This window comes from Gleimia hominis, assembly GCF_002871945.2.
Lineage (GTDB): Bacteria > Actinomycetota > Actinomycetes > Actinomycetales > Actinomycetaceae > Gleimia > Gleimia hominis_A.
Genome location: NZ_CP126963.1, coordinates 1117911 through 1143660, shown reverse-complemented (window position 1 = coordinate 1143660; position 25750 = coordinate 1117911). Strand labels below are relative to the sequence as shown.

Here is a 25750-nt window from a genome sequence, read left to right as displayed (position 1 = left end):
GGTGCAGACGTGATTCATCGGTATGGAGGAGGTACTACGGTGAAACGAGTGACACGGGTACTGGCAGCAGCCGCAGCGGCGGGTGCGCTGGTACTGACGGGCTGCGCTAGCGGCGGTGGTTCTGGCAGCGGTAAAGGTTCCGGTGACGCCCCGGCAGCTAGTGATATTAACGCAATGGATCGCAGTAAGTTGAAGGAAGGCGGCAAACTGCGTCTTGAGATTGGCACGTTCCCCGCTAACTTCAACTACAACCAGGCGACGGGGAACACCGCTGATTACGGCACGATTCACGATTTCACGATGCCGACGAACTTTGATAACAGTGCGGACAATAAGCGGACCCCGAATCCGAACTTCATTAAGGATGTGAAGGTGGAGGACGGGCCGCCCCAGGTGGTGACGTTAACGCTGAATCCGGATGCGAAATGGGGCAACGGTGATCCCATTACCGCGAAAGATTACATTGCCACCTGGAAGGCGCTGAATGGTGAGAATGAGGGCTTTGAAGTCTCTAGTACGGACGGCTACCGCGAGGTTAAAGAAGTAAAACAAGGTAAGGACGAGTTTGAAGTAGTCACTACCTTCAAATCAACCTACCCGGACTGGCAAGCAATGTGGTCCACGGTAGAGAACGCGGAGGCTGTGAAGGACCCAGAGACGTTCAACACTGCCCGTCAGAAGGAGCCGCACCCGGAGTGGACTGCCGGCCCGTTCAAAATCTCTAAAGTGGATCAAGCGCAGAAGATGATTACGCTGGTGCCGAACGAGAACTGGTGGGGCGATAAACCACTACTGGATGAGATGACGTTCAAGGCCATGACGCCGGACCTGCGGGGGAATGCGTTTGCGAACAACGAAATTGACGTTGTGACCGCGATTGTCACGAAAGATGAGTTCGACAAGGTGCAGCAACGCAGTGGGGCGCAAGTGCGTGCAGCGAGTGGTTTGCAGTGGCGTCATATTACGTTTAATAACAATGCTGGGAACCTGAGGGACAAGAACGTGCGTCAAGCAATCGTGAAGGGCACGAACCGGAAGGCGATTGCCGCTTCCGACTTGGCGGGGCTTCCCGTTGACGTTGACAAACTGATGGTGGGCAACCACTTCTTCGCTCCCACCGACTCGGAGTACGCGGATAACTCCACGGACTTCAAGTACGATCCGAAAGCGGCCGAGAAGCAGCTTGACGACGCCGGGTGGAAGAAAGAGAACGGCAAAGATTACCGGATGAAAGACGGTAAGGAACTGGAGATTAAATACTCCATGCTGGTTGGGATCCCCACTTCGGAAAACGAAGGGAAACTCTTCCAAGACGACATGAAGAAGATTGGCGTTAAGGTCAACTTGGTGAACACGTCGCAAGAAGAGTGGCAGAATGTGCTGCAGAATCGGCAGTTTGAATCCGTGTCGTTCGCGTGGCAGTCCACGGTGTTCCCAATGAATAACATTACGCAGCTGTATGGCTGCGAGGCGCCTCAGAACTACTCGGATGCGTGCAATGAAACGATTAAGGAACCTCACACCGAAAGCAGATACTGAGCTGGATCAGAAGAAGCGTGCGGAAATTGTGAACGAGATCGATAAGGCAATTTGGGATGAAGTGATGGTTATGCCGCTGTACCGCCGCATGGACTTCACCGCTGTCCCATCTGACCTAGCGAACTTCGGTTCATTCGGGCTCGCTAGCCCGCGTGCAGAGAACATCGGGTTTGTTAAATAGGCCTGTTGTATAGGTTTGTTTATACAGGTTTGTTGAATGAACCCTAGGTTCATTTAGGTGCCCCGGGGTGCACAACTTGGTTTGCGATACTGCAGCCGGTTGAGTGCTCACCGGGGCACTTTTATTGCGCTAAGCATGGCACTGATTGAAAATCCATCGGGCCACCAGCTTAGATGAACCACAGGGAAGCCCAAAGAGCCGCCAGGGCAAGGCAGGCAAATAATGTGGGATAGTTTAAGCGCCGGCTCACGATGAATGGTGCGGGCGACCCAGGCTGGGAGTAACCCGCTTGTTCCGAGCGGGCGCGTTGTTGTTCATGCTCTTGCGTGCAGCGGATCTGCAACTGCTCGTGCTCACGCCTATACTGCAGGGTCGTCAGCAATTCCCGCCCCTGGTTCGCATCCAAATCGCACGTAAACTGTGGGCGTGATTCGTCAATATGAGGCACTGGCAGCGGAGTGCGATCCCCAATGCGGCGCAGGGAACTGGGAGGCTGGCAGGCAGACAAACGGTAGTGCTGACCGCTGGCGACAAGGACTAAGCCAAGCCGTACCTCTACTCCCTCAAGCGCATCCCAAGGAATAAACACGCGGGTCCAGACATTACGGGCCCACACGCCCTGCCCATCTACGACTAGCAGCGGAACCCACCACAGTAACCACGCGACAACTAAGACGGTGGCGATCACTGGAATGGAACGCCAGCCTTGACGAAACCCATCAGAAAACAAGAAAAACCCGCCGGCGAGCAGGCCAAAAGCAGCGAGCACCAGCACACCTATACGCGGCGTGCGCGCACGTGAAACAATGACGGGGAACATGCCAAGAGCATACCTATCGCGCCTGGCACGTGTCGAACGTCGCATCACAGTGGTTTCGGCATGACGCTGGCGAAAGACTAGAGTTATAACTGATTTTTAAGACAATGAGGAGCCCTGAGGAGATCCGTATGCACAGCCGTGAAGATATCCGTAACGTCGCTATCGTTGCCCACGTGGATCACGGTAAAACAACGCTGGTGGACGCGCTTTTGCGTCAGGCCGGTGCTTTCTCCGCCCACGAGGAGTCGAAACAAGAAGATCGGGTGATGGACTCTGGGGATCTGGAACGGGAAAAGGGCATCACGATTCTGGCGAAAAACACGTCGGTACACTACCGGGGGCATGCCGCGCAAAAACGTGGTTTGACCGATGGGGTGACCATCAACGTGATCGACACCCCGGGCCACGCGGATTTCGGTGGGGAAGTGGAGCGCGGCTTGTCAATGGTAGACGGCGTACTCCTGCTCGTCGATGCGTCCGAGGGGCCGCTGCCGCAAACCCGGTTCGTGCTGCGCAAAGCGCTAGAAGCGCGCATGCCCGTCGTGGTGGTAGTGAACAAAGTGGACCGGCCCGATCAGCGCATTAACGAAGTGGTGGACGAGACCACGGACCTGTTGCTTTCCCTCGCGGAAGACCTGGTTAATGAGGGGGTGGAGCTGGACCTGGATCGGCTGCTGGACGTGCCGGTAATCTACGCGTCCGCGAAACTGGGACGGGCCTCCCTGACGCAGCCGGAACCCGGCGAGGTGCCCGATTCAGACTTAGAGCCCCTGTTTGAAACCCTGCTTGAAACGATTCCGGGGCCGGTGGTGGACACGGATGCACCGCTGCAGGCGCACGTGACGAACTTGGATGCGTCTCCATTTTTGGGCAGGATTGCGCTGCTGCGCATCCACGCGGGCAAGCTAACTAAAGGGCAGAACGTGGCGTTAGCGCGCCGCGACGGCAGCATTGAAAACGTGCACATCACTGAGCTGTTGCGCACCGAAGGTCTGGAGCGGGTCCCAGCGCAAAGCGCGACCGCCGGTGACATTGTGGCGGTAGCTGGGGTTGACGACATCATGATCGGGGAGACGCTGGTGGATCCGGAGGATCCGCGGCCACTTCCGCTGATTCACGTGGACGATCCTTCCATTTCGATGACGATCGGTATTAACACGTCCCCCATGGCTGGGCGTGTGCGGGGAGCGAAGGTAACTGCTCGGCAGGTGAAAGACCGGTTACAGCGCGAACTAGTGGGCAACGTGTCGCTGCAGGTGCTGCCTACCGACCGTCCGGATGCGTGGGAGGTGCGGGGCCGGGGTGAACTGGCGCTCGCGATTCTCGTTGAGCAGATGCGGCGCGAAGGGTTTGAACTCACGGTTGGGAAACCGCAGGTGGTTACCCGCGAGATTGACGGGGTATTGAGCGAACCAATGGATGCGCTCACGGTTGACGTTCCGGAAGACTACCTGGGGGATGTGACCCAGCTTCTCGCGGCCCGCAAAGGCCGGATGGAAACAATGGCGAATCACGGAACCGGGTGGGTGCGCATGGAGTTCACCGTGCCGGTGCGCGGTCTGATTGGTTTCCGTACCGCGTTCCTCACGATCACGCGTGGCACCGGGATTGCGGCGTCGATCAGTGCGGGCTACGAACCGTGGCACGGGGTGATTGAATCGCGCAAAACCGGGTCTTTAGTTGCTGACCGGGCGGGGCAAGCGACCCCGTACGCCATGGTTAACTTGCAGGAACGGGCCACGTTCATCATTGAGGCCGGCTCCGAAGTTTACGAGGGGCAAGTGGTGGGGGAGAACCCGCGCAATGAGGACATGGACGTGAACGTGTGTCGCGAGAAGAAGCAGACGAACACGCGGGCTGCGTCTGCGGATAACTTCGAGGGCCTGGTGCCGCCGCGTCGGTTGACGCTGGAGGAGTCACTGGAGTTCGCCTCGAACGACGAATGCGTTGAGGTGACACCACACGACATACGGATCCGCAAGAACGTGCTTTCCGCCCAGGAGCGTTTCAAGATCGCAGCGCGGATCCGCCGGGGCGCACGCGGCTAGACAAAACGCGGGTCGGAACTCGGGCAGTAGGAGCTTGTACTACCACGCCGGTTTCCGCTGAACGCCATGGTTGCCTAAATACTGGCTGCGGCTAAGCCGCAGCCGGTGGGTTCACTGCCGCTGAGTGGGAGGCGCCGGTGGCACTCGTTTTCCTGTCACCATTGTTTGTGCCGGTACTGTAACTGGGCCGCGTTTAGTTTCAACGGTCACGGAGTGCGCATTTACGTCCGTTAGGTGCCCGAGTGCGTCGTGCAGACCGTCGGGCAGCCGGTAGCGCACCACTACGCGTTCGCCTACCTGCCACGCCATCCACGGTAATTGCGGGGCGGTCGCGTGATGTTCGCGCTGGGGCTTGGCTGCGCTGCGTTCTCTGCGGGGTCCAGTTGCGTTATGTTCGTTCATAAGTGAGATAATAGTAGACGCCGATTGAAGTGCTTTTTCTCCCGGTGCTTACGGCACCCGAAGTGCTTGGATCGATCGAGTAAGGAGTGGAGTTTTGACCTACATTATCGCCCAACCGTGCGTAGACGTTAAAGACCGCGCGTGTGTAGACGAATGTCCAGTGGACTGTATTTACGAAGGTAACCGTAGCTTATATATCCATCCTGAGGAGTGCGTTGACTGCGGTGCGTGCGAACCAGTGTGCCCGGTTGAAGCGATCTTCTACGAAGATGATGTGCCAGACGAATGGTCTGATTACTACCGCGCGAACGTGGATTTCTTCAAGGACTTGGGATCCCCCGGCGGTGCCATGGCGGTAGGCAAACAAGACTTCGACGATGAGATGATCGAGAACCTTCCACCTCAGAATCAAGATTAAGAAAAGAAGCGGCCTCGAACTATCGAAAAAACCTCGATTTCGAGATATTCTCACTATGAGGAGTGCCACAGCGGATCGTTGTGGCAACGATTTAGATGGGAGAGGCGTCATGGCTGACAAGAAGGTAGCTGACAAGGTGTCAGAAAAGAAATCTGATGCCCCAGTGGATGGCAAACTCATAGATGGGAAACAAGAGGTTCCTTTAACTCGGGTCCGTGGGAAGCGCGGCTCGGATGGTTTGAGTGTCGGTAAAGTACTGTCCACCACCGGTGATGTCGTGTACGACCCCGGGTTCACCAACACAGCTGCTTGTTCCTCAGCCGTCACTTATATTGACGGTGGTGCCGGCGTGTTGCAGTACCGCGGTTACCCCATCGAGCAGTTGGCGAAAAACTCAAGCTTCTTGGAGACCGCGTACTTACTGATCTATAAGGAGCTGCCTAAGGCGGCTACGCTCGAAGCGTTTTTGCGCAGAATTAAACGCCACCGGATGCTGCACGAAGATTTCAAAGCGTTCTTTACCGCGTTCCCACACAATGGGCATCCGATGGCTATCTTGCAAGCTGGGGTAGCGGGTTTAGCTACTTACTACCAAGAGACCTTGGATCCGGCGGACGATGAGGCTTTGGATTTAGCGTCGGTGCTGCTATTGGCGAAAATGCCGACCATGATTTCTTACATCCACAAGCGTGCAGTCGGCTTGCCACTGCTGTACCCGGACGCGCGTCGTTCGTACACGGAAGACTTCATCCGGATGACATTCGGCCTGCCTTACCAGTCCTACGATATTGATCCCACGATCGTTCGGGCCCTGGATATGCTGTTCATCCTGCATGCGGACCACGAGCAGAACTGCTCCACATCTACGGTGAGGGTGGTTGGTTCCTCGCACGCGAACTTGTACGCGTCTGTGGCGGCGGGGATTGGGGCCCTGTCTGGCCCGCTCCACGGCGGTGCGAACGAAGCCGTGTTGCGCATGCTCCAGCGGATTCGCGATTCGAAGCACGACGTTAAAGACTTCGTGAACCGCGTCAAAGACAAGGATACGAACGAGCGGCTGATGGGTTTTGGTCACCGCGTGTACAAGAACTACGATCCGCGTGCAGCGATTGTGAAGGATGTAGCGCACGACGTGCTGGATCGTTTGGGTCGATCCGATGAGTTACTTGAGATTGCCATGCAGCTTGAGGAGATTGCGCTTAACGACGATTACTTTATTGAACGCAAACTGTATCCAAACGTTGACTTCTACACTGGGTTAATCTACTCTGCGATGGGTTTCCCGATGAAGATGTTCACCCCCCTGTTTGCACTTGGACGCCTCCCCGGGTGGATCGCGCAGTACCACGAGATGGCGCGTGACCCGGAGACCCGGATTGGCCGGCCCCGCCAGGTGTACACGGGGGAGTTGGATCGCGAGTACGTGCCGCTGCGTCAGCGCACGATCCGCCCCGGCCAGGAATAAACTGATTCGCTCGCGGGCTAGTGCTTGTTATAAGGCGCTAGCCCGCGAGCTGATGTCAAGAGCCCATAGGCCGCTGGGCAAGTACGGACATGAGTGCTATCGACGCTCCGCTGCGAGTCTGGCTGCCCACAGTGAGGGCCAGGCTACCCCTAGTTGTCTCGCCATGGACCTCAAAAGTGGTAGGGAAAGGCCGACCACCGCATGGGGGTCACCTTCTACCCCGCGGATAAATGGGCCACCTAAACCGTCGATTGTGAAGGCGCCGGCAACTTCCAGCGGCTCACCCGTGTTGACGTATGCGCGGGCTTCCGCTTCGCTGATGTCCCCGAAATGCACCACAGTTTCCGCTTGCGCCACCACGTGGTCAACGGTTGAGACGCTGCCACTGGCGTGGTCAATGGACACCAGGTAAGCCGCGTGCCCCGTGTGCAGGCACGTGGATTTACCAGACTGCGCCCGGATCCGCTCGAGGGCAAGTTTAGGCGTATGCGGTTTTCCTACCAGCGCCCCATCGGTTTCCAACATAGAATCGCACCCAACCACCAGACCGCGGCTGGCTTTGGTCTGTGAAAAATCTATGCTCGTCAGTTCTGCCACCACCGCGCGAGCTTTTGCCTGCGCCAGCGCACACACTTTCTGCGCGGCCTGCTGAGCCCCATGCGGGTTCACGAACTGTTTTAGAATCGCCTCCTCATCCACGTGAGAGACGCGGACAATCGGGTCCAACCCAGCGCTGCGCGCCACCTGAGCCCGCCCGGGCGACTGCGACGCTAAAACAAACGCGACCGGGCCACTGAATGGGTTACTCATCGTTGTTCAACGCCCGGTCTAGTACGGATAGGGGTAAGCCACCCAAAGCGAGGGCCTCATCGTGGAACTGCCGTAAACTGCGGCGTTCACCCGTGACGGGGTCGGGCTGGGCCAAGTAGTGGTCGCGGGTTAGTTCCCACTGGTGTTGCCCCACCTTGTACGCCGACGCTTGCCCCGGCCACCCGAGGTAACGCGTAGTTTCGAACTGTAAGAACGCCGGTTGCATTGCGACGTTACTAGCCATGAACGCCCACAGGTGGTTGCGGTCCCACCCACCCGGCTGCGCGTCCACCTGCCCCAGGTTGCGGTACGGGGAGTCTTGCAAATGCGCCTCATATTCCCGTTCAGTTATCCCAATTTCTTGCAAATATGAGGTACTGGGCCGGCGCAGTTCGCAATGCAAGCCAATGTCGACCACCACCCGGGCCGCACGAAGACGCTGCGAATCGAGCATCCCCATGCGCTCACCGGGGTCCGTTAGGTACCCTAACTGGTCCATGAGCGCTTCCGCGTACAGGGCCCATCCCTCCCCGTGGCCGGGATACCAGCACACGTTTGCCCGCCACGTATTCAACCGGCCTTGCAGAGCGGTCGCTCGCCCCAGCTGCATGTGGTGGCCGGGCATGCCCTCGTGGTAAACGGTAGTTTTTTCTTGCCACGTGTGGAACACTTCTTGCCCAGGTGGAACCGACCACCACATCTGACCCGGCCGCGAAAAGTCCGCCGACGGTGCCGTGTAGTAGATCCCCCCGTCCGCAGACGACGCAATCATGCATTCAATGTGCCGGATCGGTTCAGTGACCGTGAAGTGCTTGCCCGCTAAATCTTCTATCGCTTGGTCCGCCACCTGCTGCATCCATTTCTTGAGGGCATCGGTGCCCCGCAGCTGATAGCGTTCCTCTTTGTCCAAGTTCGCCAGCGCCTGCGTCACAGTTGTGTTTGCGCCGTACAGTTCGCGCGCAATTTCTACCTGTTGCGCGTGGATGCGGCGCAATTCTTCTAAGGCCCAATCGTAAGTCTCCTCCGGGTCAATGCGCATTCCCAGAAACTCCATGGAATGCAGCCGGTAGTTTTGCCGCCCCACCGCATCCTGGTTCACCGCCACGGGCCGCACGCGCTCTTTAATCCACTGCGCGAACCCCGCGGTCGCTTCCGTAGCAGCAAGGCTTGCCTGCTGCAGCTGCGCATTCATGGGAGCGGGCGAGTTCGGGGTTTCAACCACTTTTTTGTACGGGTTAGAGTCACTTATTTGCGCCCTGAGGTCCTCTAGCAGAGCTTCGGTCTGCGTGCGGGTCGGCGCGTGGCCGTTGTCAATCGCAGTTTCAATCCCAGCGCGGTAGGTATCCAGCGCTTCAGGAACCGCGTGTAAGCGCCGCGAAATGTCCTCCCAGTCGCGCGTTGAAACAGTTGGCATTAGCGCGAAGGCGTCGCGGATACTCTGCATCGGGGTAGCTATGTTACCCACGTTCCCCACTGAAAGCCCGGCCTCATGCATAGCCAGTTCCCCGTTGAGGGACTGCACCAACGCCATCTTCGTCACCACATCGGTCGCGTCAGCGGTGGAAGTGTTCTGCACTTTCGACAGAGTGCGTTTGGCTAAGGTGGCGCGCTGCTCGGCTCCGAAGGCAGAATAATCCGCGAACGCCCGCTCTACCAGGCGATGGCCTAACCCGATCGCCAAGTCGGGTTCTAACTGTTGCAGCTGCTCCACGTACTGATCTGCAAGCTGGTCCAACGCGGACGGTTTACGACGACTCATAGCGCCCCTCAAGTACCTCAAGAATTAACCAAGTTATCACCGCCAGTTTAACCACCTACTTCTATCGCGGGAAACGCACGGAAAAACCGAGTGACATGGCGAGATTATGAGGAAAGGCTGGGGATAATAACAGAAAATGGGCGGCAACAGAATAAGCGCGTAGAAAAAGTTGCAATTTCTAACAAAAAGGCCACAGATTGAGCCTTAAACCTGACAACGAGCGCGAAAAGCTCTAATGTAACGGATGTGAGACGCGTTAAGCGTTCTTTCCCGATATTTAGATATCGTCTAATCGAAAGGTCTTTTCATGTCCGTTAACCGCACACAGCTCGTAGCTCAGATCGCAGAGAAAGCAAACCTCACCAAGGTGCAGGCTGACGCCGCCCTGGCTGCTTTCCAGGACACGCTCATTGAATCCCTGTCTGAAGGGGAGCCCGTAAAGGTAACTGGTCTTTTCTCGGTGGAGCGTGTTTCTCGTGCCGCCCGCACGGGCCGTAATCCGCAGACCGGTGAGAAAATCCAGATTCCCGCTGGCTACGGTGTGAAGATCTCCGCTGGCTCCACGTTGAAGAAAGCGGTTTCAAACAAGTAACACGGGTTTGAACTTGAACGCCTCGGGGTAATCCCCGGGGCGTTTTTGCGCGCCCAGCGCAGTGAGGCCGCCCGCAAGTGGTGCACCTGCAGGTGGTGCGCCCGCAAGTGATGCGTAGCCCCGGGGGTTGCCTCTGAGACAGCCTGCTTTAGGATGGAGGTATGTATGCCTCAGATAATCTCGACTCACCCGCCGCACCCGGTGGGCCAGACACCCCCGGTGCACCGCCGGTAGCGCCGCAAGGCGCCCCTCAGGGCGGTACATCCGTACTGGAACGCACGGAAACGAAAGAACAAAAAGACCCTGGTGACCGCGATCGGTTCGCTCATTTTGTGCGTAAAGACCGGGTTGGGCAGTCGATGATTTCTGGCCAACCCGTGATCGCCCTGTGCGGTAAGGTGTGGGTGCCGATGCGCGACCCCAGTAAGTACCCGGTGTGTCCGCGCTGTAAAGCGCTGCGCGACCAAATGGGGAAGTTCGGTAAGAACTGGCCGTACTCAGATGGAAACTCGGGGGATAAGTGAACGAAGGGGAGAACAAGCCCCACAGCTCCTACCCGCAACAAGCTTCAACTGCTGCTGCGCAGCAGCTACCACCCGCGTTCCCCGCGCGAGCCGCATGGGGGACTGCGGGTAATCTTCGTGCGTGGCAGGCACAGGCGCTGGCGCAGTATTTAGAATCTGGCGCAACCGATTTCTTGGCGGTAGCTACCCCCGGCGCGGGGAAGACAACGTTTGCGCTGCGCGTAGCGGTGGAGCTAATGGGCCGGGGCGTCGTTCGGAAAGTGACGGTGGTGTGCCCCACTGAGCATTTGAAAAGCCAGTGGGCGGATGCGGCGGCGCGTGTGGGCATCCACATTGACCCCGCTTTCACGAACTCGCAGGGTAGAGCCGGCGCTCATTTTGACGGCGTGGCCGTAACCTACGCGCAAGTGGCTGCGAACCCGCCGTTGCACGAGTTACGCACCCGCCAGTTCCCCACGCTGGTCATTTTGGATGAGGTTCACCATGCGGGGGACGCACTGTCTTGGGGTGATGGGATCGCGAAAGCATTCGGCCCCGCGGTGCGGCGCCTGTCCCTCACGGGCACGCCATTTCGATCGGACACCGCAGCAATCCCGTTTGTGCGCTACGAACGTGACGAGCAGGGAGTGCGCCGATCTAAAGCGGACTACGAGTACGGGTACACGCAAGCGCTAAAAGACGGGGTGGTGCGCCCGGTACTGTTCCACTCTTATTCGGGGCAGATGCAGTGGCGGACGCGACACGGTGACGAGGTCAGTGCTCGGCTGGGCCAGCCGCTGACCAAAGACATGATGAAGCAGGCGTGGCGCACCGCGTTGGATCCAAAAGGGGAGTGGGTTGCGTCCGTGCTGGCGGCCGCAGATCAGCGCCTATCCCAAGTGCGCCAGTCCGTGCCCGATGCGGGCGGGTTAGTGATTGCGTCCGATCAGAATGCGGCGCGGGCGTATGCGCGTCACCTGCGGATGATCACAGGTAGTCCCGCCACCGTAGTCATTTCTGACGACGAGGGAGCCTCCGACCGCATCGACGCGTTCGCTAACTCAACGGACCGGTGGATGGTTGCGGTTCGGATGGTGTCCGAAGGTGTGGACGTGCCCCGCTTGTCCGTGGGAGTGTATGCGACGAACGCGGCAACCCCTTTGTTTTTCGCGCAGGTGGTAGGCCGGTTTGTGCGCGCTAGGCGGCGAGGTGAAACCGCGTCTGTGTTCATCCCCTCGGTGATGGATCTGCTTGAACTGGCGGAGCAGATGGAGGTGCAGCGCGACCACGCGTTGGACCGGCCTGAGAAACAGGAAATGTTCGACGACGAAGTGGCGTTGCAGCAGGCTCAGAAAGAGGAACGAGCCAGTGAAGAACTACTGCCCGGCTTTGAGGCCCTGGGCGCGCAAGCGGAGTTCGACCGGGTGCTGTTCGACGGTGCCTCGTTCGGAGAAACCGCGGACGTGGGGTCTGTTGAAGAGCAGGACTACCTGGGGATACCGGGGCTGTTGGAGCCCGATCAGGTGACGCAGCTGCTGCGCGCCCACCAGGCGGAGCAGGCGCGGACGAAACGTCGTGAAGCCCGCAGTGCGCAAAAGCGAGCAGAGAACTCGGGGATGTCACTGCACCGGCAGCGGGCTGCTAAACGCAAGGAGCTTTCGCGTCTCGTGTCCACGTGGGCCCGCCGCTCCGGGCAGGCACACGCGAAAATCCACAACGAGCTGCGCCGCCGATGCGGTGGGCCAGAAGTACCTCAAGCGAGTGTGGAGCAGATTGATGCGCGCATAAACCTGCTGCGCTCCTGGTTCGTGGGCGGAAAGTAGGGCCTCACACGCGTTGGTAGCGGGTGGTGACGGCGGGTTCGCCCTGCGACAGTCGCCACCCCTGGTACGGCAGTTCGTTGCGGGCTTTAACGTGGCGTTCTTTCGCGGCTTGTAACGATTCTTTCGAACAGTACTCCGTTTGGATCTCACCGTCGATTACGAGCGGTACCTGCAGTGGACGCGCCCCCGCTTCTTTTAACGCCGCCATGGCCGCATCGCGCGGGCCCATCACGAGGAGTTCCTCGGTGGCGTACCCGTCTGCCCCGTAGACCCGACCGGCGTATTTACGGCCTCCCACAGTGGATTTTGAAGTGGAGTGCTTCGCTACGTCAACGCAGTTACCGTGCTCATCCCCACGAGCCACCATCTTGTAGACCAGTGCCGCAGTGGGCACCCCCGATCCCGTTACCAACCGGGTTCCCACCCCATAGGAATCGACGGGTGCCGCACCGAGTGCGGCAATGGAGTACTCATCCAGATCACACGTAACCGTGATCTTTGTTGACTTAGCGCCCAGAGAATCCAACAGGCCCCGCACTTTGAAGGCTTGTGCCACCAGGTCACCGGAATCAATGCGGACCGCTCCGAGTTCACCACCGGCCTCACGGGCAATACGAACAGCCCGCTCCACTCCCTCGTACACGTCGTAAGTATCTACCAGCAAAGTTGTGGAGGTGCCGAGCGCATCAACTTGTACTTTGAACGCGTCATCTTCTGTGTCGTGCAGCAAAGTGAACGCGTGCGCGGACGTGCCGATAGTGGGGATCCCGTAGCGGATCCCGGCTTCCAGGTCGGAGGTGCCCCCAAACCCACCGATCACTGCGGAACGGGCGGCAGAAACTGCGGCGCGCTCATGGGTGCGCCGCGCTCCCATGTCCATACACGGACGGCCGTGCGCGGCAATCGTCATGCGTGACGCAGCGGAAGCCACCGCGCAGTCGTGGTTAAAAACAGATAGCGCTAGAGTTTCGAGCATCACCGCTTCAGCGAACGTGCCCTCAACAGTGAGGATGGGTGACCCCTCAAAATAACACTCACCTTCCGCATACCCGTCAATGCGACCGCGGAACCGAAAATCTTTCAAGAAGTCTAGGCAATCGTCAGAAACAATGTGTTTTTCTGCGAGCCAATCGATCATCCTGGGGGTGAACTCGAAACGCTGCAGCGCTTCCAACACGCGTGCGGTACCGGCAACGACGCCGAAACGGCGGGTAGCGGGAAGCCTGCGGCCAAAAAGTTCGAATACACTACGACGTTCGTGGTGGCCGGATTTCAACGCGGCGTCCACCATCGTCAGCTCGTACATATCGGTTAGTAATGCAGTTGATTCTGAAGCAGCCATATATAAAGTATAGGCCGAAAGTGCCATAAATTGGTGATCCATTGCATAAGCTGAGATTATGCAGGTCGGTCCCCTTATCGATGAACAAAAACGCGAACAACCCGCAACCTCAGCATTCGAGCATGAGCAATGTGTAACTGTGGTGTGGGATGATCCGGTGAACCTAATGTCGTACGTAACCCGCGTGTTCCAACGCCACTTCGGGTATTCACCGCAGCGTGCCGAATCCCTCATGCTGCTAGTTCATAACGAGGGCAGAGCAGTGGTGGCGCGGGGCCTGCGCGAACACATGGAAGCGGATGCGCTGGCAATGCATGGGTACGGTCTGCAAGCAACGGTGGAACCTGCGGCCTCACGCGAATCTTAGAAAGACGCGCATTGACGAATCCGGCACGAGTAGATAGGTAGCGAAACGGGCAGTGTATATCAGCGTGTTTGAACGAGACGAACAGGGCTACCGGGCTGGGTTCGACGCGGATGTTGAAGCGATCTTCACCCAGCTTCTCGGCGAGGCACTGCAGGTATTAGACGCGCCGGTGGATCCGGTTACCAGCGTGCTGACCGCCACGGTGGAAGAAGAAGTGACTCGCCCTGAACCTCAAGATCCGGCGTTGCGAAAGCTGATTCCACCGCTCAGCTCGGACCCTCAAGAAGCGCAAAAACTTCGGGCTCTAACGGAAGAATCACTGCGGTACGACAAGAGCCAACGGCTCCACGCGCTCCTAGAGTGCCTGCAAGAGCGGGAATCACCAGACGAAATCTGGATCCCGCTGGGGCAAGAGTGGGAGTGGTTGGCTGCGCTGAATGACTTGCGGCTCGTGCTGTCCGCTCAACTGCCCGTGGATGACGCCGAGGTGATGGGCATTTTAACTACCCGGGCGGAGCAAATCCTCTTTGCGGGCGGGCCACCAAAGGCATCAGAGAATTCGGGGACGTGGTTGGATCAGGATCCGGATGCGCCGCAGCTTCAGTTCACCACCGTCATCTATGTCATGGTGTCTTGGTGGCAGGATTCACTCATTCAGATACTGCCCCAATGAGGTGCTTAACAGTACTCTAAGAGCATGGGGAACGCGCCGATTGGGATTTTTGATTCAGGCCTTGGGGGCCTTACTGTGGCGCGTTCTGTGATAGATAAACTTCCGCGCGAATCCATTGTTTACCTGGGAGACACTCGGCACACCCCGTATGGGGATAAGTCGCTTGAGGACGTGCGGTCACTAACGTTAAAGGCCCTGGATGAACTGGTTGAACGGGGCATAAAGATGCTCGTCATCGCGTGTAACACTGGGTCTGCAGCGGCTTTGCCGCAGGCTCGGGATCGCTATGACATTCCCGTTGTGGAAGTGGTGCAGCCGGCTGCGCGGCGCGCGGGCGCACTGACCCGCAACGGCCACGTTGGGGTATTAGCCACGGCCGCGACTGTGCGTTCCGGGGCGTACGAACGAGCGTTCTCAGCTTTCCCCGGGGTGTCCCTAACCCAGCAGGCATGCCCGCAGTTCGTGCCGTTTGTGGAACGAGGGGAAACGACCGGTGGGCGAATCCTACAGATAGCACGTGAGTATTTAGCGCCCGTGCAGGCAGCGGACGTGGACACCGTGATTTTGGGGTGCACGCACTACCCGCTGCTCACAGGGGTGCTGTCTTACGTGCTAGGGGAGGGCGTGAACCTCGTGTCCTCCTCCGAAGCCAGTGCCGACGAGGTGTATCACGTGTTGACGAACCGAGAAATGCTGCGCACCGAGCTGGACGCTCCCTCGTACGAGTTTTATGCCACTGGGCAAAGTGAAAGTTTTGAACCGTTGGCGCGCCGCTTTTTGGGGCCCGTTGTCTCTCACGTAAAACACTTGGAGGTACGTGAATGAAACTGACAGTTGTGGGATGCACTGGGTCGATGTCCGGCCCGTCCGCCCCCGCGTCGTGCTACCTGGTGCAGGCGCGCGGGATAGATGAGGTTTCGGGTAAAGACCGCACGTTCTCGGTGGTGCTCGACTTGGGGCCGGGTGCGTTTGGGCAGTTGTGGCGCTACATGGACGTGCGCAAGATCGATGCGCTCCTGCTTTCGCACACGCACGCCGATCACATGGGAGACATCATCTCAATGCACGTGCACCGCAAGTGGCATCCGGATGGGCCGCTTGGCCCGGTTATGCTCGCGGCCCCCGATGGGGTGTTAGATCGCGTGCGGGGCATTGATGGGGCCAGGCCCGAAGAGGAGTATGAGGGCGAGTTCGCGCCGTTCACCTTGGAAAATGAAGGGTCTTTTCAGGTTGGTCCGCTGAGGATAACGCCGTACTCGGCGCGCCACACGGTACCGGCGTTCGGGTTCCGCATCGAAGGGCCAGCCGAGGACGATCAGAATACTCGCGTCAGCCTCGCTTACACGGGCGACACGGACACGTGCAGCACGATTACGCAGATGGCGCGCGGCGTTGACCTACTGTTGTCCGAAGCGGGGTTCACCGACGCGGATGAGCCGCGGGGGATTCATCTAACCGGCGAACGCGCAGGGCAGCTGGCGCGTGAGGCGCAGGTGAAAACCATGGTCCTTACACATATTCAACCCTGGACTGAAGGCACCGTGGTGCTCGCGGAAGCGCGCCGGGCGTGGGACGGCCCCCTGTCCGTCGCCTATGCCGGCGCCACCTACGAACTGTAAGTACCCACGCGTTATTAGCCACTGAGGCAGTGGGAACGCTAAATATACTTCGCAATCGTTTTTGCTAACGCCCGGAATGCTTTCCCGCGGTGGGAGAGCTCGTTTTTGCGGGCCGCGCTGATTTGCGCTGAAGTTTGCTCGAGCCCCTCCGGCACAAAAATCGGGTCGTATCCAAACCCACCTTCCCCACGTGGCCGCTCGATTAGGTGACCGCGCATAATCCCGTGCTCCACTACCTCAACCGCACCTGACGGCTGGGCTTCCAACGGGTTTTGGGGCCCGTGTTGTGACCCTGGTTCCGTTATATCCTGAGGTTCGGTTATCTCTAGTTGTTTTGGTTTCTGAGCTGCGTTTGCCTCTAGTTTTTTTGGTTCCTGAGGCTCGGGTCGTCTCGGAACGACGAGTGCGGCTGCACAGTGGAACTGCGCGCCCCGGTGCGCTGGCGCAATGTCCGCGAGTTGGGCGAGCAGCAACTCCAGATTCGCCCCGTCGTCCCCGTGGGTGCCCGACCAGCGGGCAGAAAAAATCCCGGGCGCACCGCCGAGCACGTCCACGCACAACCCCGAGTCGTCCGCAACGGCCGCCAGTCCAGAAGCATTCGCCGCGGCCCGCGCTTTAATCAAAGCGTTCTGCTCAAACGTTAATCCGTCTTCCACAGGTTCTGGGTAACCAAAATCAGCGGACGTAACAATGTCCTCACGCGCTAAATCGGGAATCAACGGTTCCAAAATCGCGTGCAGCTCATCTGCCTTATGCGCATTATGCGTCGCCAGTATTAGCCGCGCCACTACTGCACCTGCTCCGCGGCAGCGTCATGCTGGGGAAAGCCGGACTCGGCCAGGGCCTGTGTTTGCAAACGCGTGAGCTCCGCACACCCCGTTTCCGCCAAATCCAACAGTGCCCCCAGCTCAGCACGGTTAAACGGCGCGTGCTCGGCCGTGCCCTGAACCTCAACAAAAGCACCCGAACCAGTCATAACCACGTTCATGTCCGTCTGCGCCCGCACGTCCTCTTCATACGGCAAATCCAAACGTGGCTGCCCATCAATAATCCCAACGGAAATCGCCGCAACAGAATCCTTGAGCACTTTCCGAGAAGCCGTATCGCGGCGAATCCACTTCTTCTTCTGCCCAAACGCAACCGCATCAGCTAATGCAACGTACGCGCCCGTAATCGCTGCGGTGCGCGTACCCCCATCGGCTTGAAGCACGTCGCAATCGAGCACAATCGTGTTCTCACCGAGCGCCCGCATATCTACCACCGCGCGCAGTGAGCGGCCCACTAAACGTGAAATCTCATGGGTCCGCCCACCGATTTTGCCCTTCACTGACTCGCGTGCGCTCCGGGTAGCAGTGGCCCGAGGCAGCATCGCGTACTCTCCCGTGACCCAGCCTTCACCACTGTCCTTACGCCACCGCGGCACCCCCTCGGTTAGCGACGCCACACACAAAACCCGCGTGCGGCCGAACTCAATCAACACCGAGCCTTCCGCATTGTCAATCCAGTTACGCGTAATCCTAACGGGGCGCAGCTGATCCACCTGACGGCCATCGGCCCGCACCGTTTTCTTTCCCTCATCTTGTTTAGCCATATGTTAAGACTATCGTTTTCCACTAGCGTGGTAAGTATGAGACTACAACTGCCGCTAGCGAGCGGAGAGTGGGAACCCTGTACCTACGCACGCGAGTACCTGGACCCCCGTGCGCTCGCCCAGAACCTCACGCAAAATAACGACCCGGAAGTCGAAACCGCGTTCCTGAACACGATTCGCACGCACTGCCCCGGACAGAACCCGCAACGCATCCGCGCGATCATAACCGCGGACAGTCACCGCTTCGCCATGGCGGGCCACGGGGTGCGTCACCGCGTACCAGACGTGGACTTGCGTTCAATCGCGCACGTGTTCTTCCTAGGCGTCGAACGAGACACCGCTATTTTGGGCATGGCGATGCGGCCGGGGAACACGGACGGATATTCGGATATTCGCCGCATGGGCCCCGACATGGATCCAACGGATGCGCAGCTGGTTGCAACCTGCTCCGGGCTGGCCTCCTGGCACGACCGCGCCCAGTTTTGCGCCCGCTGCGGAGGGCCCACGCGGTTCGAATTCTCCGGCTGGCAACGCACCTGCCGAAGCTGCGGTGCAACTGAATACCCGCGCACCGACCCGTCGATAATCACCGCTATAACCGACGCCTCAGACCGACTTCTAGTAGCCCACAACACGCTGTGGCGCCCCGGCTACGCATCTTTAGTGGCGGGGTTCATGGAAATGGGGGAAGCGCCCGAACAAACCGTGCGCCGCGAAACCAAAGAAGAAGTGGGGCTAGAGGTGGATCAGGTGCGTTACGTGGGGGCGCAAGCCTGGCCTTTCCCGCGTTCACTCATGCTCGGATTTACCGCGCGCACGACCACGAGCCAACCGGCCGTGCGGGTTGACGGCGTAGAAATCGACTGGGCCCGGTTCTACACCCGCGAAGAATACGCGGCTGCTCTAACCGCAGGGGAAGTGGGGGCTCCCGGCGCAATCTCAATCGCCCACGCGATGATCCGCCAGTGGTTCGGCGGGCCTTTGCCGCATGCGCACTAGTCTTGGCCTGCTACACGCGGCCTGTAAGGCGTGCGCTACCTCGATGCTCATCCGTGCAAGGGGCCGTGCCATAGTATTGGTTGGCGCTAAGTTTTGAACACCATCGCTCGAGCAGCATTTGAAAAGGAGTGGAAGTGGAAGCACAGCAGCTGCTGGAAGCCCTCGACGATCAGCAAAGGGCGGTGGCCCAGCAAGTAACTGGCCCCCTGTCGGTTCTCGCGGGCGCGGGCACGGGGAAAACCCGGGCGATCACGTACCGCGTGGCTTATGGCGTTGCAACCGGGGCGTTCGACCCCCACTCCGTCCTCGCGGTCACATTCACCACCCGTGCCGCCACCGAAATGCGTGCTCGCCTGCGCACACTCGGAGTGGGTGGGGCGCAAGCCCGCACGTTCCACTCCGCCGCGCTGCGGCAACTTCGGTACTTCTGGCCCCAAACCATTGGCGGGAACCTTCCGAGGATAATGGAACACAAAGCTCAGATAGTGGCGTCTGCAGCAGCGCGCCTAGGGATAAGGGTAGATAAAGTATCGGTGCGCGACATTGCTGCGGAAATCGAATGGGCAAAAGTCTCGATGATAAGCCCCGCCCAGTACGCACAGCAGCTTACCCGCCACCGCCGGGAACCACCCGCCGACCTGGATGCAACGACAGTGGCGGACCTGCTCACCGTGTACGAAGACGCCAAAAACGAGCAGGGAGTTATTGACTTTGAGGACGTCCTGCTGCTAATGGTCGGAATCTTGCAAGATAGCGAATGGGCTGCCCGCACCGTCCGGGCACAGTATCAGCATTTTGTGGTCGACGAGTTCCAAGACGTATCTAAACTTCAACACGAACTGTTGAACCTGTGGCTCGGAGGCCGCCACGACATCTGCGTGGTCGGTGACGTCGCGCAAACGATCTACTCGTTTACTGGGGCGAGTCCAAGGTACCTCGTGCACTTTGAAAAAGACCATCCCGGCGCGCGCCGCGTGGAACTTTACCGTAACTACAGATCCACGCCACAGATTGTCTCTATGGCGAACTCTGTGCTGCGGGGGCGGCGCGGCGCACTGCCCGATGGGGCGGTGAAACTGGAGTCTCAACGAAAATCCGGCAAAGCCGTGGCATTCAACACGTTCGACGACGTGACCGCGGAAGCTCGCGGCGTTGCCCGGCAGATCAAAGGTCTCCTCGAAACCGGGGTGGCCGCTCAAGACATCGCCATCCTGTTTCGCACAAACGCGCAGTCAGAAGCGTTTGAGGAAGCGCTCGCGGACGCGCAAGTTCCTTTCCAACTGCGCGGTGGGAAACAGTTTTTTGACCGTGACGAAATTAAGAAGGCAATTGTGCTGCTGCGCCAAATTGCCCGCACCACCGGTGATGCAGAAGACGCGCCCGTGGTGCAGATTGTGGAAGATATTGCCTCTGATCTGGGGTGGAGTGCGAAACCGCCGCAGACTCACGGGGCGGTGCGAGAGAAGTGGGATAACCTCGATGCCCTGGTGAGTTTGGCACACGATCGGGCAGAGCTGTCGCTTACGCAGTTCGCAGCGGAAATGCAAGATCGGCAGCAGACCCAGACGGCCCCCCAGATTTCGTCGGTAACGCTGTGTTCGCTTCATGCGGCGAAGGGGCTGGAATGGGATCACGTGTTCCTAACCGGGGTGTGTGAGGGGTTGATTCCAATTACGTACGCCAAATCTGCGGATGCACTTGAGGAGGAGCGGCGCCTGCTTTACGTGGGTGTCACCCGTGCCCGCGACCAACTGGTGATTTCTTACTCTCGGGCTCGTGGCCAGGGGCGGGCTGCGAATCAGAAGCCGTCCCGATTCTTGGAGCACGTGTGGCCGAATGCGCACACTAAGACGCGGTCGAAACCGCGGCGGCAACGCAAACGCGAAGAGATAGAAGAATTACCCGCCGATGCGAAACGCGTGTTTGACGCTTTGCGGCAGTGGCGCCTCATGGTAGCTAAAATCCGGTCCGTGCCCGCCTTCAAGGTGTTCACCGACAAGGTGCTGATCGAGATTGCGGTTGTGAAGCCGAAAACCATGACTCAACTGGGAACTGTCCGAGGGGTGGGGGCGACGAAACTAGACCGGTACGGTGGTGACGTGCTCGCCGTAATCCGCGAAACCGCAGCCGAATCCGAACCTTAAGACCGGCCGTATCTATCCGAACACCCGGATGGTCCGGCTGAACCGGAGCGCTAAGACCGGCCGGATCGATCCGAACACTATGACAGGGGCGTTAGGACACTAGGGTTTGGGCGCATTCGCAATCGGGGTTAGCGGGCCAGGCGAATACTTCCCACAGCAGGTCGCGACGCAGAAACCGAACTTGCCCCGGGGCAAGCCCACCACCATCAATCGCGTCCGTGCACGCGCGGGTCACTACAATGCGGGTGATTGCCTCTAACTGTGCTCCCGGACTGGGGAATGGCTGCGCGCTAATTTGCAGTAATAGCTGCGGCCAAGCGGAATCTACCGACGTGCAGTAAGCGTCAATACATTTCAAGCAGGGCCCGCGGTCGGGCTCCACCAGGGGGCCCACTTCTACGCCTTCCGATTGGAAGACCACCAACAGGTGGGGGACCACGGGTGGTTTCCAGTTGCATGCAGACGCCGCGTGCGCGAAGAAGGCAATCACAAAATCTGGCGCGTACACCCGGTCCCACTTCGCCGCCCCGCGCTCTCGTTCAGTCTCGGTAGGGGCGTCTGACGAACCTGCAAGTTCACCCAGGGCACTCAGTGGGAACCCGGGAATCTCCAGGCCCACCTGCCCGATCCCAGCGGCGCGTAAGTCATAGCGCAACCCCTCCAGAAAACCACGCAGTGCAACGGTTTCGCGCCTTGACTGCGACGGCTGTAGGTATAACTGCACGGCAAAAGCAGATCGCGCCCCCAAGGCCCGGTCTGTGCCAACGTCGCGTTGCAAACGCGCGCCCTCCTCAGACGGGCTCGGTACCTCATCAATGCGCAGCAAACCAGCATTGTGCAGGCGCGAGCGCAACGATTCTAAACGTTCCGCATCAATTCCCAGCCGTTTGGCGCGCGCAGCGAACCCAGCGGGGGAGCGTTCAGTGCGCAAGTCCAGCAGAATATCCCGTTCCTTCTCGGTTAATCCCGTGAAGTTAAGGCGAGAGTTAATCCCAAATTGAACTTCCCCATCGGGGCGGGTAAACACGGGAATCCCGGGGCGCAACTGCATGTGGGCTCCTAAGGTAAAACAGTCAGATTACGCAGGTTGGTTAGACAACTTCTACTGTGCCAAATCTGCGCGCTGCCCAAAAGAGCTCCCCAAGAGCTGTGGAAAACTACTCGTCGTCAGAATCGCTGGGTGGATGCGGATCCTGTTTCGCATCCCCCTCAGAATCCTGCCCGGGCTGCAGCCCCTCAGCCCACCCCAATGTGCCTTCCAGCAGCTGATTGAGCGCGTCATCGATCTCTTGATCTTCCGCATTGCGCTGCTCGCGCCGATCCAAGAACGCGGTGGGTTCCTCCAGGTCTTTTGCAGTCGGGGCCATATCCGGATGCTGCCACAGTGCATCCCGCGCTTCTTTCCCTTCCTTTTCGGCCACGTGCTGCCACAAGATCGCTGCGTTACGCGCCTGGCGGGGGCGCATCTGCAGGCCGATTAGTTCCCCCAGAATCTGTTCCGCAGGGGACCCGTCAATGCGACGCCGCCGCATAATCTCCCGCAACTGGTCCACGTGCGGTAGGTACGGACGCGCGGCCTCATGCGTTACGGTTTCCACCCAACCTTCCACGAGGGCCAGCAGGGTCTCTAAGTGCTCCAGCGCCTCGTTCTGCTTATCCGAACGCTGCCCGGCGAACAGGTTCGTGCTCATCGCGATCTCTAACTCATCGGGGTTAGTGGGGTTAACTGACATAGCGGCGTCCCGCATCGCTTCTTCATCAATCGTGATCTCACTGGCGTATTTGCGCACTGCCCCCAGGATTTCAACGCGCAACCAGGGGACGGAAGCGAACAGGCGCGCGTGCGCATCTTCTCGCAGCGCGAGGAACTGGCGGACCTCATCGGTTGGAATGTCGAACTCGTCCGCGAACCCATCCACGTTCGGAACCACCAGCGCCGTGCAGCCGCTGCGGCCGGGCACCCCCACGTCCGTGGCGCCCAACGCGGCGTGCGAAAGTTCACCCAGCGCTTTCCCCACTTGGGAACCAAACACGGCTGCCGACATTTTCTCAATCATCGGCCCAGCCTGGCCCATCAAAGAAGCCAGTCCCTCAGGCAAATCCGCCATTCCCGCGTTCGACATTTGATCCATCTGATCGTGCAACGTTTGCGTCAGCGCGTTCGCCAGATTTGACGCCACCGGTTCCACCATTTGCTTGAGGGTCTCGAGCGACTCATCCAACCAATCGCTGCGCCGCCACGCGTGGCGCTCACTCTTGGTCGGCTCCACGGTGGTTACCGCATCCAACCACAAGTCTGCGATCTGTAAGCTCTGCCGCACTTGCTCGCCTTGTGCGGAGTTGATTTGTGGATCCCCTTCACCCCACGCTTTCTGCCGCGCAATCTCGTGCGCCATCTTCCAGTTAACCGGGCCACTGTCGGTGCTCATGAAGTACTTGAACTGCGACATCATCTGCTGCATCTGGGCCGGATCCGTGGGGATAACCGCGCCCGACATCTGTGTCGGATCAATCCCCTGAGCCCGCATGGACGCCAACAGTTCATCAGCTGCCGCGTCACCGAGCAGTTCGCGGAGCATTTGTTCCCATTCAGGCTGCTTATTTTCACTCATAACCTCTAAACTACCGTGTTGCACCTTGGCGCGGGAAGTAGAACTGTCCGACAATAGGGGAGTGCACACGGAAGAACCTTTACAATCAGCCTCAACAGAGGGAACTGCCGGCGAATCTGACGCAGCAAATTCGCTAACCGCTAACCGCCTGCCCAACCAAGCCCCACGCCAATCGTTTCTGCGTAGGTGGCGCGGCGCACTCATCGCCACGGCAATAGTGTTCCTCGTTGTCGTCCTTGGGGTTGCGATCCCCATGCCGTACGTTGTGGAATCGCCCGGCCCCACGTTCGACGTGCTCGCCTCACGCGATAATGTCCCCATGATCGAACTGCAAACTAAAAATGTCGCGCCAAAATCAAATGGACAACTACGCATGGTGACAGTGTCTTCACACGGCGGACCCGGCCAGCACGTAACGGCCGCGGAAGTGCTGTGGGGGTGGTTGTCGCCCAAAGAAACCGTTACCCCCGTTTCCGAAATCTACCCGAGCGACATTACGCAACAGCAGGTAGAAGAACTAGCGAAAGCGCAGATGGTGAACTCCCAGTCCACAGCGGCAGCCGCAGCGCTGGAATACCTGGGGTACGACGTGCCTGCAAAAATCACCATCCGCGGGCCGGTTGCGGGCACCAAGTCGGAGGGCAAAGTGGAGGACGGAGACGTGCTCCAAGCAATCACCACACCAGATGGGGTGCGTCACCCGGTTAACCGCGCGTCCGTGCCATTCCAACTAAATCGCGAACTAAAACCCGGGCAAACCGTAACTATGCACGTGTTGCGAAACGGAAAAACTAAGGATGTGCGGATTGAAACTTATAAGCCCGACAATGTGCCGTCCGACTTTGTGGGCTCAAAGTTCGGCATGTACCTCACGGCGGATGTGAAACTTCCGTTCCCAGTGAAGATTCATTTGGAAAAAGTGGGTGGCCCCTCCGCTGGGACCATGTTTGCCCTCGGCATCATTGACCGGTTGACGGGCGGAAAAATGGTGGGGGACCACGTGGTGGCTGGTACCGGCACGATCTCCTACGCGGGTGAGGTGGGGCCGATTGGCGGGATCGTACAGAAAATGTACGGGTCCCGCGCCGATGGTGCCCAATGGTTTTTAGCGCCGCGATCCAACTGCGATGAAGTAGTTGGGAACGTGCCGGACGGCCTACAAGTTTGGCCTGTTTCCACGTTGGATGAGGCTGTGGATGCGGTCGCTAAGATCCGTACCGGTGACGTTGCGGGTCACCCGCAGTGCGCCCGGTAGGAAACTGATTCGCGGCGAGGCAGCTAGGTACAGCGTCGCGCTCGCCGTAGCGTGGATCGTTCTTCCCTAGAGGTGTAGTTCTAGCAGCCGCAGCCACCCGAACCGCAGCCGCAGCCACCGCCGCCGGAACCACAGCCACACCCGCCGGCGGCAGGCACGTCCCGGGCCTGCGCGGGAGCGAACGTGGCGAGTAGGGCGTCTACCAGGCCGGGCACCAGGTTCATGCCCTGGGCAACTTCGTCGTCCTCATCGTGCGAACGGGTGCGTACCGCACACCAGCTCTCCCCAGAACGCAGCACCCCGGTGACGATCCGCACTTCGTCGCGGTCCGGGTGGTTCGCAAAATACTCCACGGCCTCCTGCGGGTCCTCAGGTGCGGAATCTTGCACCTCAGGTGGCACCATTACCCGCTCGGTGCACACGGCGGCCCCCAAAACGGATTCGGGCCAGCCTAGTTGGGCGAGGGTTTCTTCAAGATCCGTTCCCGGCAGGTCCTCTTGAATCACGGCGGTGAGCGTGTGTGGTGAGTGATCCCACGTTGACTCCAACTGGTTGCGCATGTCTGCGGGGAGTTCGTCTAGTTCAAGTAGTTCCCCGGTCGGCACCAGGGCGTAAACCGTGCTGGCACGGTCCCATCCCAGTTGCGCGGCGGAACGTTCAATTTCTGTTACGGCAACTGTCAGGCCCTCTTCGGGGCTCGAAGCACCTAGTTGATTATCGTCCATGGTCGTATTGTTACCCCTTTAGCATTGGGTGCGCCAATCGGTAGAATAGAACGGTATAGGTGC

25 protein-coding genes are annotated in these 25750 nt (G+C 59.1%); 15 read left to right on the top strand and 10 right to left on the bottom strand.

The features are described from left to right. The first annotated feature begins 39 nt into the window (after positions 1-39). Positions 40-1539 carry an ABC transporter family substrate-binding protein gene (locus CJ187_RS05120; protein ID WP_199171126.1) on the top strand — a complete coding sequence of 500 codons (1500 nt, stop codon included), beginning with the start codon at positions 40-42 and terminating at the stop codon, positions 1537-1539. After that, positions 1499-1720 (top strand): hypothetical protein, encoded by a 222-nt coding sequence (locus CJ187_RS05115; protein WP_199171125.1) that lies wholly within the window; start codon positions 1499-1501, stop codon positions 1718-1720. Before CJ187_RS05120 ends, CJ187_RS05115 begins: the two co-directional genes overlap by 41 nt. Before the next feature lie 169 nt (positions 1721-1889). On the opposite strand, the gene CJ187_RS05110 is transcribed toward CJ187_RS05115, so the two are convergent. Beyond that, a complete protein-coding gene (locus CJ187_RS05110) occupies positions 1890-2540 on the bottom strand; it encodes a PH domain-containing protein (protein ID WP_102217130.1) in 651 nt (216 codons plus the stop codon). 128 nt (positions 2541-2668) lie between these two features. Between CJ187_RS05110 and typA the strand changes: the two genes are divergently transcribed. After that, on the top strand, positions 2669-4588 hold the full coding sequence (gene typA / locus CJ187_RS05105; protein WP_102217129.1) for a translational GTPase TypA: 1920 nt from the start codon (positions 2669-2671) through the stop codon (positions 4586-4588). Positions 4589-4699: 111 nt separating this feature from the next. Here typA and CJ187_RS05100 read toward each other — a convergent pair whose 3' ends face one another. Further along, positions 4700-4990, bottom strand: coding sequence for a putative acetyltransferase (locus tag CJ187_RS05100; RefSeq protein WP_233187410.1), 291 nt, complete (start codon positions 4988-4990; stop codon positions 4700-4702). A gap of 94 nt (positions 4991-5084) precedes the next feature. Between CJ187_RS05100 and fdxA the strand changes: the two genes are divergently transcribed. Together fdxA and CJ187_RS05090 are read left to right on the top strand one after the other, a co-directional pair. Then, positions 5085-5408 (top strand): ferredoxin, encoded by a 324-nt coding sequence (gene fdxA, locus CJ187_RS05095; RefSeq protein WP_102217128.1) that lies wholly within the window; start codon positions 5085-5087, stop codon positions 5406-5408. A gap of 109 nt (positions 5409-5517) precedes the next feature. Next, complete coding sequence (locus tag CJ187_RS05090) at positions 5518-6873, top strand: citrate synthase (protein WP_102217127.1); 1356 nt, start codon at positions 5518-5520, stop codon at positions 6871-6873. A gap of 96 nt (positions 6874-6969) precedes the next feature. On the opposite strand, the gene CJ187_RS05085 is transcribed toward CJ187_RS05090, so the two are convergent. Together CJ187_RS05085 and CJ187_RS05080 are read right to left on the bottom strand one after the other, a co-directional pair. After that, on the bottom strand, positions 6970-7683 hold the full coding sequence (locus CJ187_RS05085; protein ID WP_102217126.1) for a Maf family protein: 714 nt from the start codon (positions 7681-7683) through the stop codon (positions 6970-6972). Beyond that, a complete protein-coding gene (locus CJ187_RS05080) occupies positions 7676-9442 on the bottom strand; it encodes a DUF885 domain-containing protein (protein ID WP_102217125.1) in 1767 nt (588 codons plus the stop codon). Before CJ187_RS05080 ends, CJ187_RS05085 begins: the two co-directional genes overlap by 8 nt. A 307-nt stretch (positions 9443-9749) precedes the next feature. Here CJ187_RS05080 and CJ187_RS05075 point away from each other — a divergent pair, with 307 nt between their 5' ends. From CJ187_RS05075 to CJ187_RS05065, 3 genes are all read left to right on the top strand, one after another. Then, a complete protein-coding gene (locus tag CJ187_RS05075; protein ID WP_102217124.1) occupies positions 9750-10034 on the top strand; it encodes an HU family DNA-binding protein in 285 nt (94 codons plus the stop codon). A 161-nt stretch (positions 10035-10195) separates the two neighbouring features. Continuing rightward, a complete protein-coding gene (locus CJ187_RS05070) occupies positions 10196-10558 on the top strand; it encodes a DUF3039 domain-containing protein (RefSeq protein WP_102217123.1) in 363 nt (120 codons plus the stop codon). Next, positions 10555-12360: a DEAD/DEAH box helicase gene (locus tag CJ187_RS05065; protein ID WP_102217122.1), complete on the top strand. Its 1806-nt coding sequence runs from the start codon at positions 10555-10557 to the stop codon at positions 12358-12360. The genes CJ187_RS05070 and CJ187_RS05065 overlap by 4 nt, the downstream gene beginning before the upstream one ends. Positions 12361-12364: 4 nt before the next feature. Here CJ187_RS05065 and CJ187_RS05060 read toward each other — a convergent pair whose 3' ends face one another. Continuing rightward, a complete protein-coding gene (locus tag CJ187_RS05060; RefSeq protein WP_102217180.1) occupies positions 12365-13702 on the bottom strand; it encodes a nicotinate phosphoribosyltransferase in 1338 nt (445 codons plus the stop codon). A 58-nt stretch (positions 13703-13760) separates the two neighbouring features. Between CJ187_RS05060 and clpS the strand changes: the two genes are divergently transcribed. From clpS to CJ187_RS05040, 4 genes are all read left to right on the top strand, one after another. After that, a complete protein-coding gene (gene clpS / locus CJ187_RS05055) occupies positions 13761-14069 on the top strand; it encodes an ATP-dependent Clp protease adapter ClpS (protein WP_102217121.1) in 309 nt (102 codons plus the stop codon). A 64-nt stretch (positions 14070-14133) separates the two neighbouring features. Beyond that, a complete protein-coding gene (locus CJ187_RS05050; protein WP_158237761.1) occupies positions 14134-14742 on the top strand; it encodes a DUF2017 family protein in 609 nt (202 codons plus the stop codon). A gap of 24 nt (positions 14743-14766) precedes the next feature. Continuing rightward, complete coding sequence (gene murI, locus CJ187_RS05045) at positions 14767-15567, top strand: glutamate racemase (RefSeq protein WP_102217119.1); 801 nt, start codon at positions 14767-14769, stop codon at positions 15565-15567. Next, a complete protein-coding gene (locus CJ187_RS05040; RefSeq protein WP_102217118.1) occupies positions 15564-16361 on the top strand; it encodes an MBL fold metallo-hydrolase in 798 nt (265 codons plus the stop codon). The genes murI and CJ187_RS05040 overlap by 4 nt, the downstream gene beginning before the upstream one ends. A gap of 38 nt (positions 16362-16399) precedes the next feature. Here CJ187_RS05040 and CJ187_RS05035 read toward each other — a convergent pair whose 3' ends face one another. Next, positions 16400-17149, bottom strand: a complete 750-nt coding sequence (locus CJ187_RS05035) for a non-canonical purine NTP pyrophosphatase (protein WP_102217117.1) — start codon at positions 17147-17149, stop codon at positions 16400-16402. Further along, positions 17149-17952 (bottom strand): ribonuclease PH, encoded by an 804-nt coding sequence (gene rph, locus CJ187_RS05030; RefSeq protein ID WP_102217116.1) that lies wholly within the window; start codon positions 17950-17952, stop codon positions 17149-17151. Before rph ends, CJ187_RS05035 begins: the two co-directional genes overlap by 1 nt. Before the next feature lie 36 nt (positions 17953-17988). On the opposite strand from rph, the gene nudC reads away from it, so the two are divergent. After that, complete coding sequence (nudC, locus tag CJ187_RS05025; RefSeq protein WP_158237760.1) at positions 17989-18951, top strand: NAD(+) diphosphatase; 963 nt, start codon at positions 17989-17991, stop codon at positions 18949-18951. A gap of 134 nt (positions 18952-19085) precedes the next feature. Then, on the top strand, positions 19086-21095 hold the full coding sequence (locus tag CJ187_RS05020; RefSeq protein WP_233187409.1) for an ATP-dependent helicase: 2010 nt from the start codon (positions 19086-19088) through the stop codon (positions 21093-21095). 91 nt (positions 21096-21186) lie between these two features. Here CJ187_RS05020 and CJ187_RS05015 read toward each other — a convergent pair whose 3' ends face one another. Then, positions 21187-22146: a hypothetical protein gene (locus CJ187_RS05015; protein WP_102217113.1), complete on the bottom strand. Its 960-nt coding sequence runs from the start codon at positions 22144-22146 to the stop codon at positions 21187-21189. 106 nt (positions 22147-22252) lie between these two features. After that, positions 22253-23707 carry a zinc-dependent metalloprotease gene (locus CJ187_RS05010; protein ID WP_158237759.1) on the bottom strand — a complete coding sequence of 485 codons (1455 nt, stop codon included), beginning with the start codon at positions 23705-23707 and terminating at the stop codon, positions 22253-22255. Positions 23708-23768: 61 nt separating this feature from the next. Between CJ187_RS05010 and CJ187_RS05005 the strand changes: the two genes are divergently transcribed. Beyond that, entirely contained in the window at positions 23769-24962 is a 1194-nt protein-coding gene (locus CJ187_RS05005) for a YlbL family protein (protein WP_233187408.1), read from the top strand. An 80-nt stretch (positions 24963-25042) separates the two neighbouring features. On the opposite strand, the gene CJ187_RS05000 is transcribed toward CJ187_RS05005, so the two are convergent. Beyond that, on the bottom strand, positions 25043-25687 hold the full coding sequence (locus CJ187_RS05000; RefSeq protein ID WP_102217110.1) for a PPA1309 family protein: 645 nt from the start codon (positions 25685-25687) through the stop codon (positions 25043-25045). Positions 25688-25750: the final 63 nt, after the last annotated feature.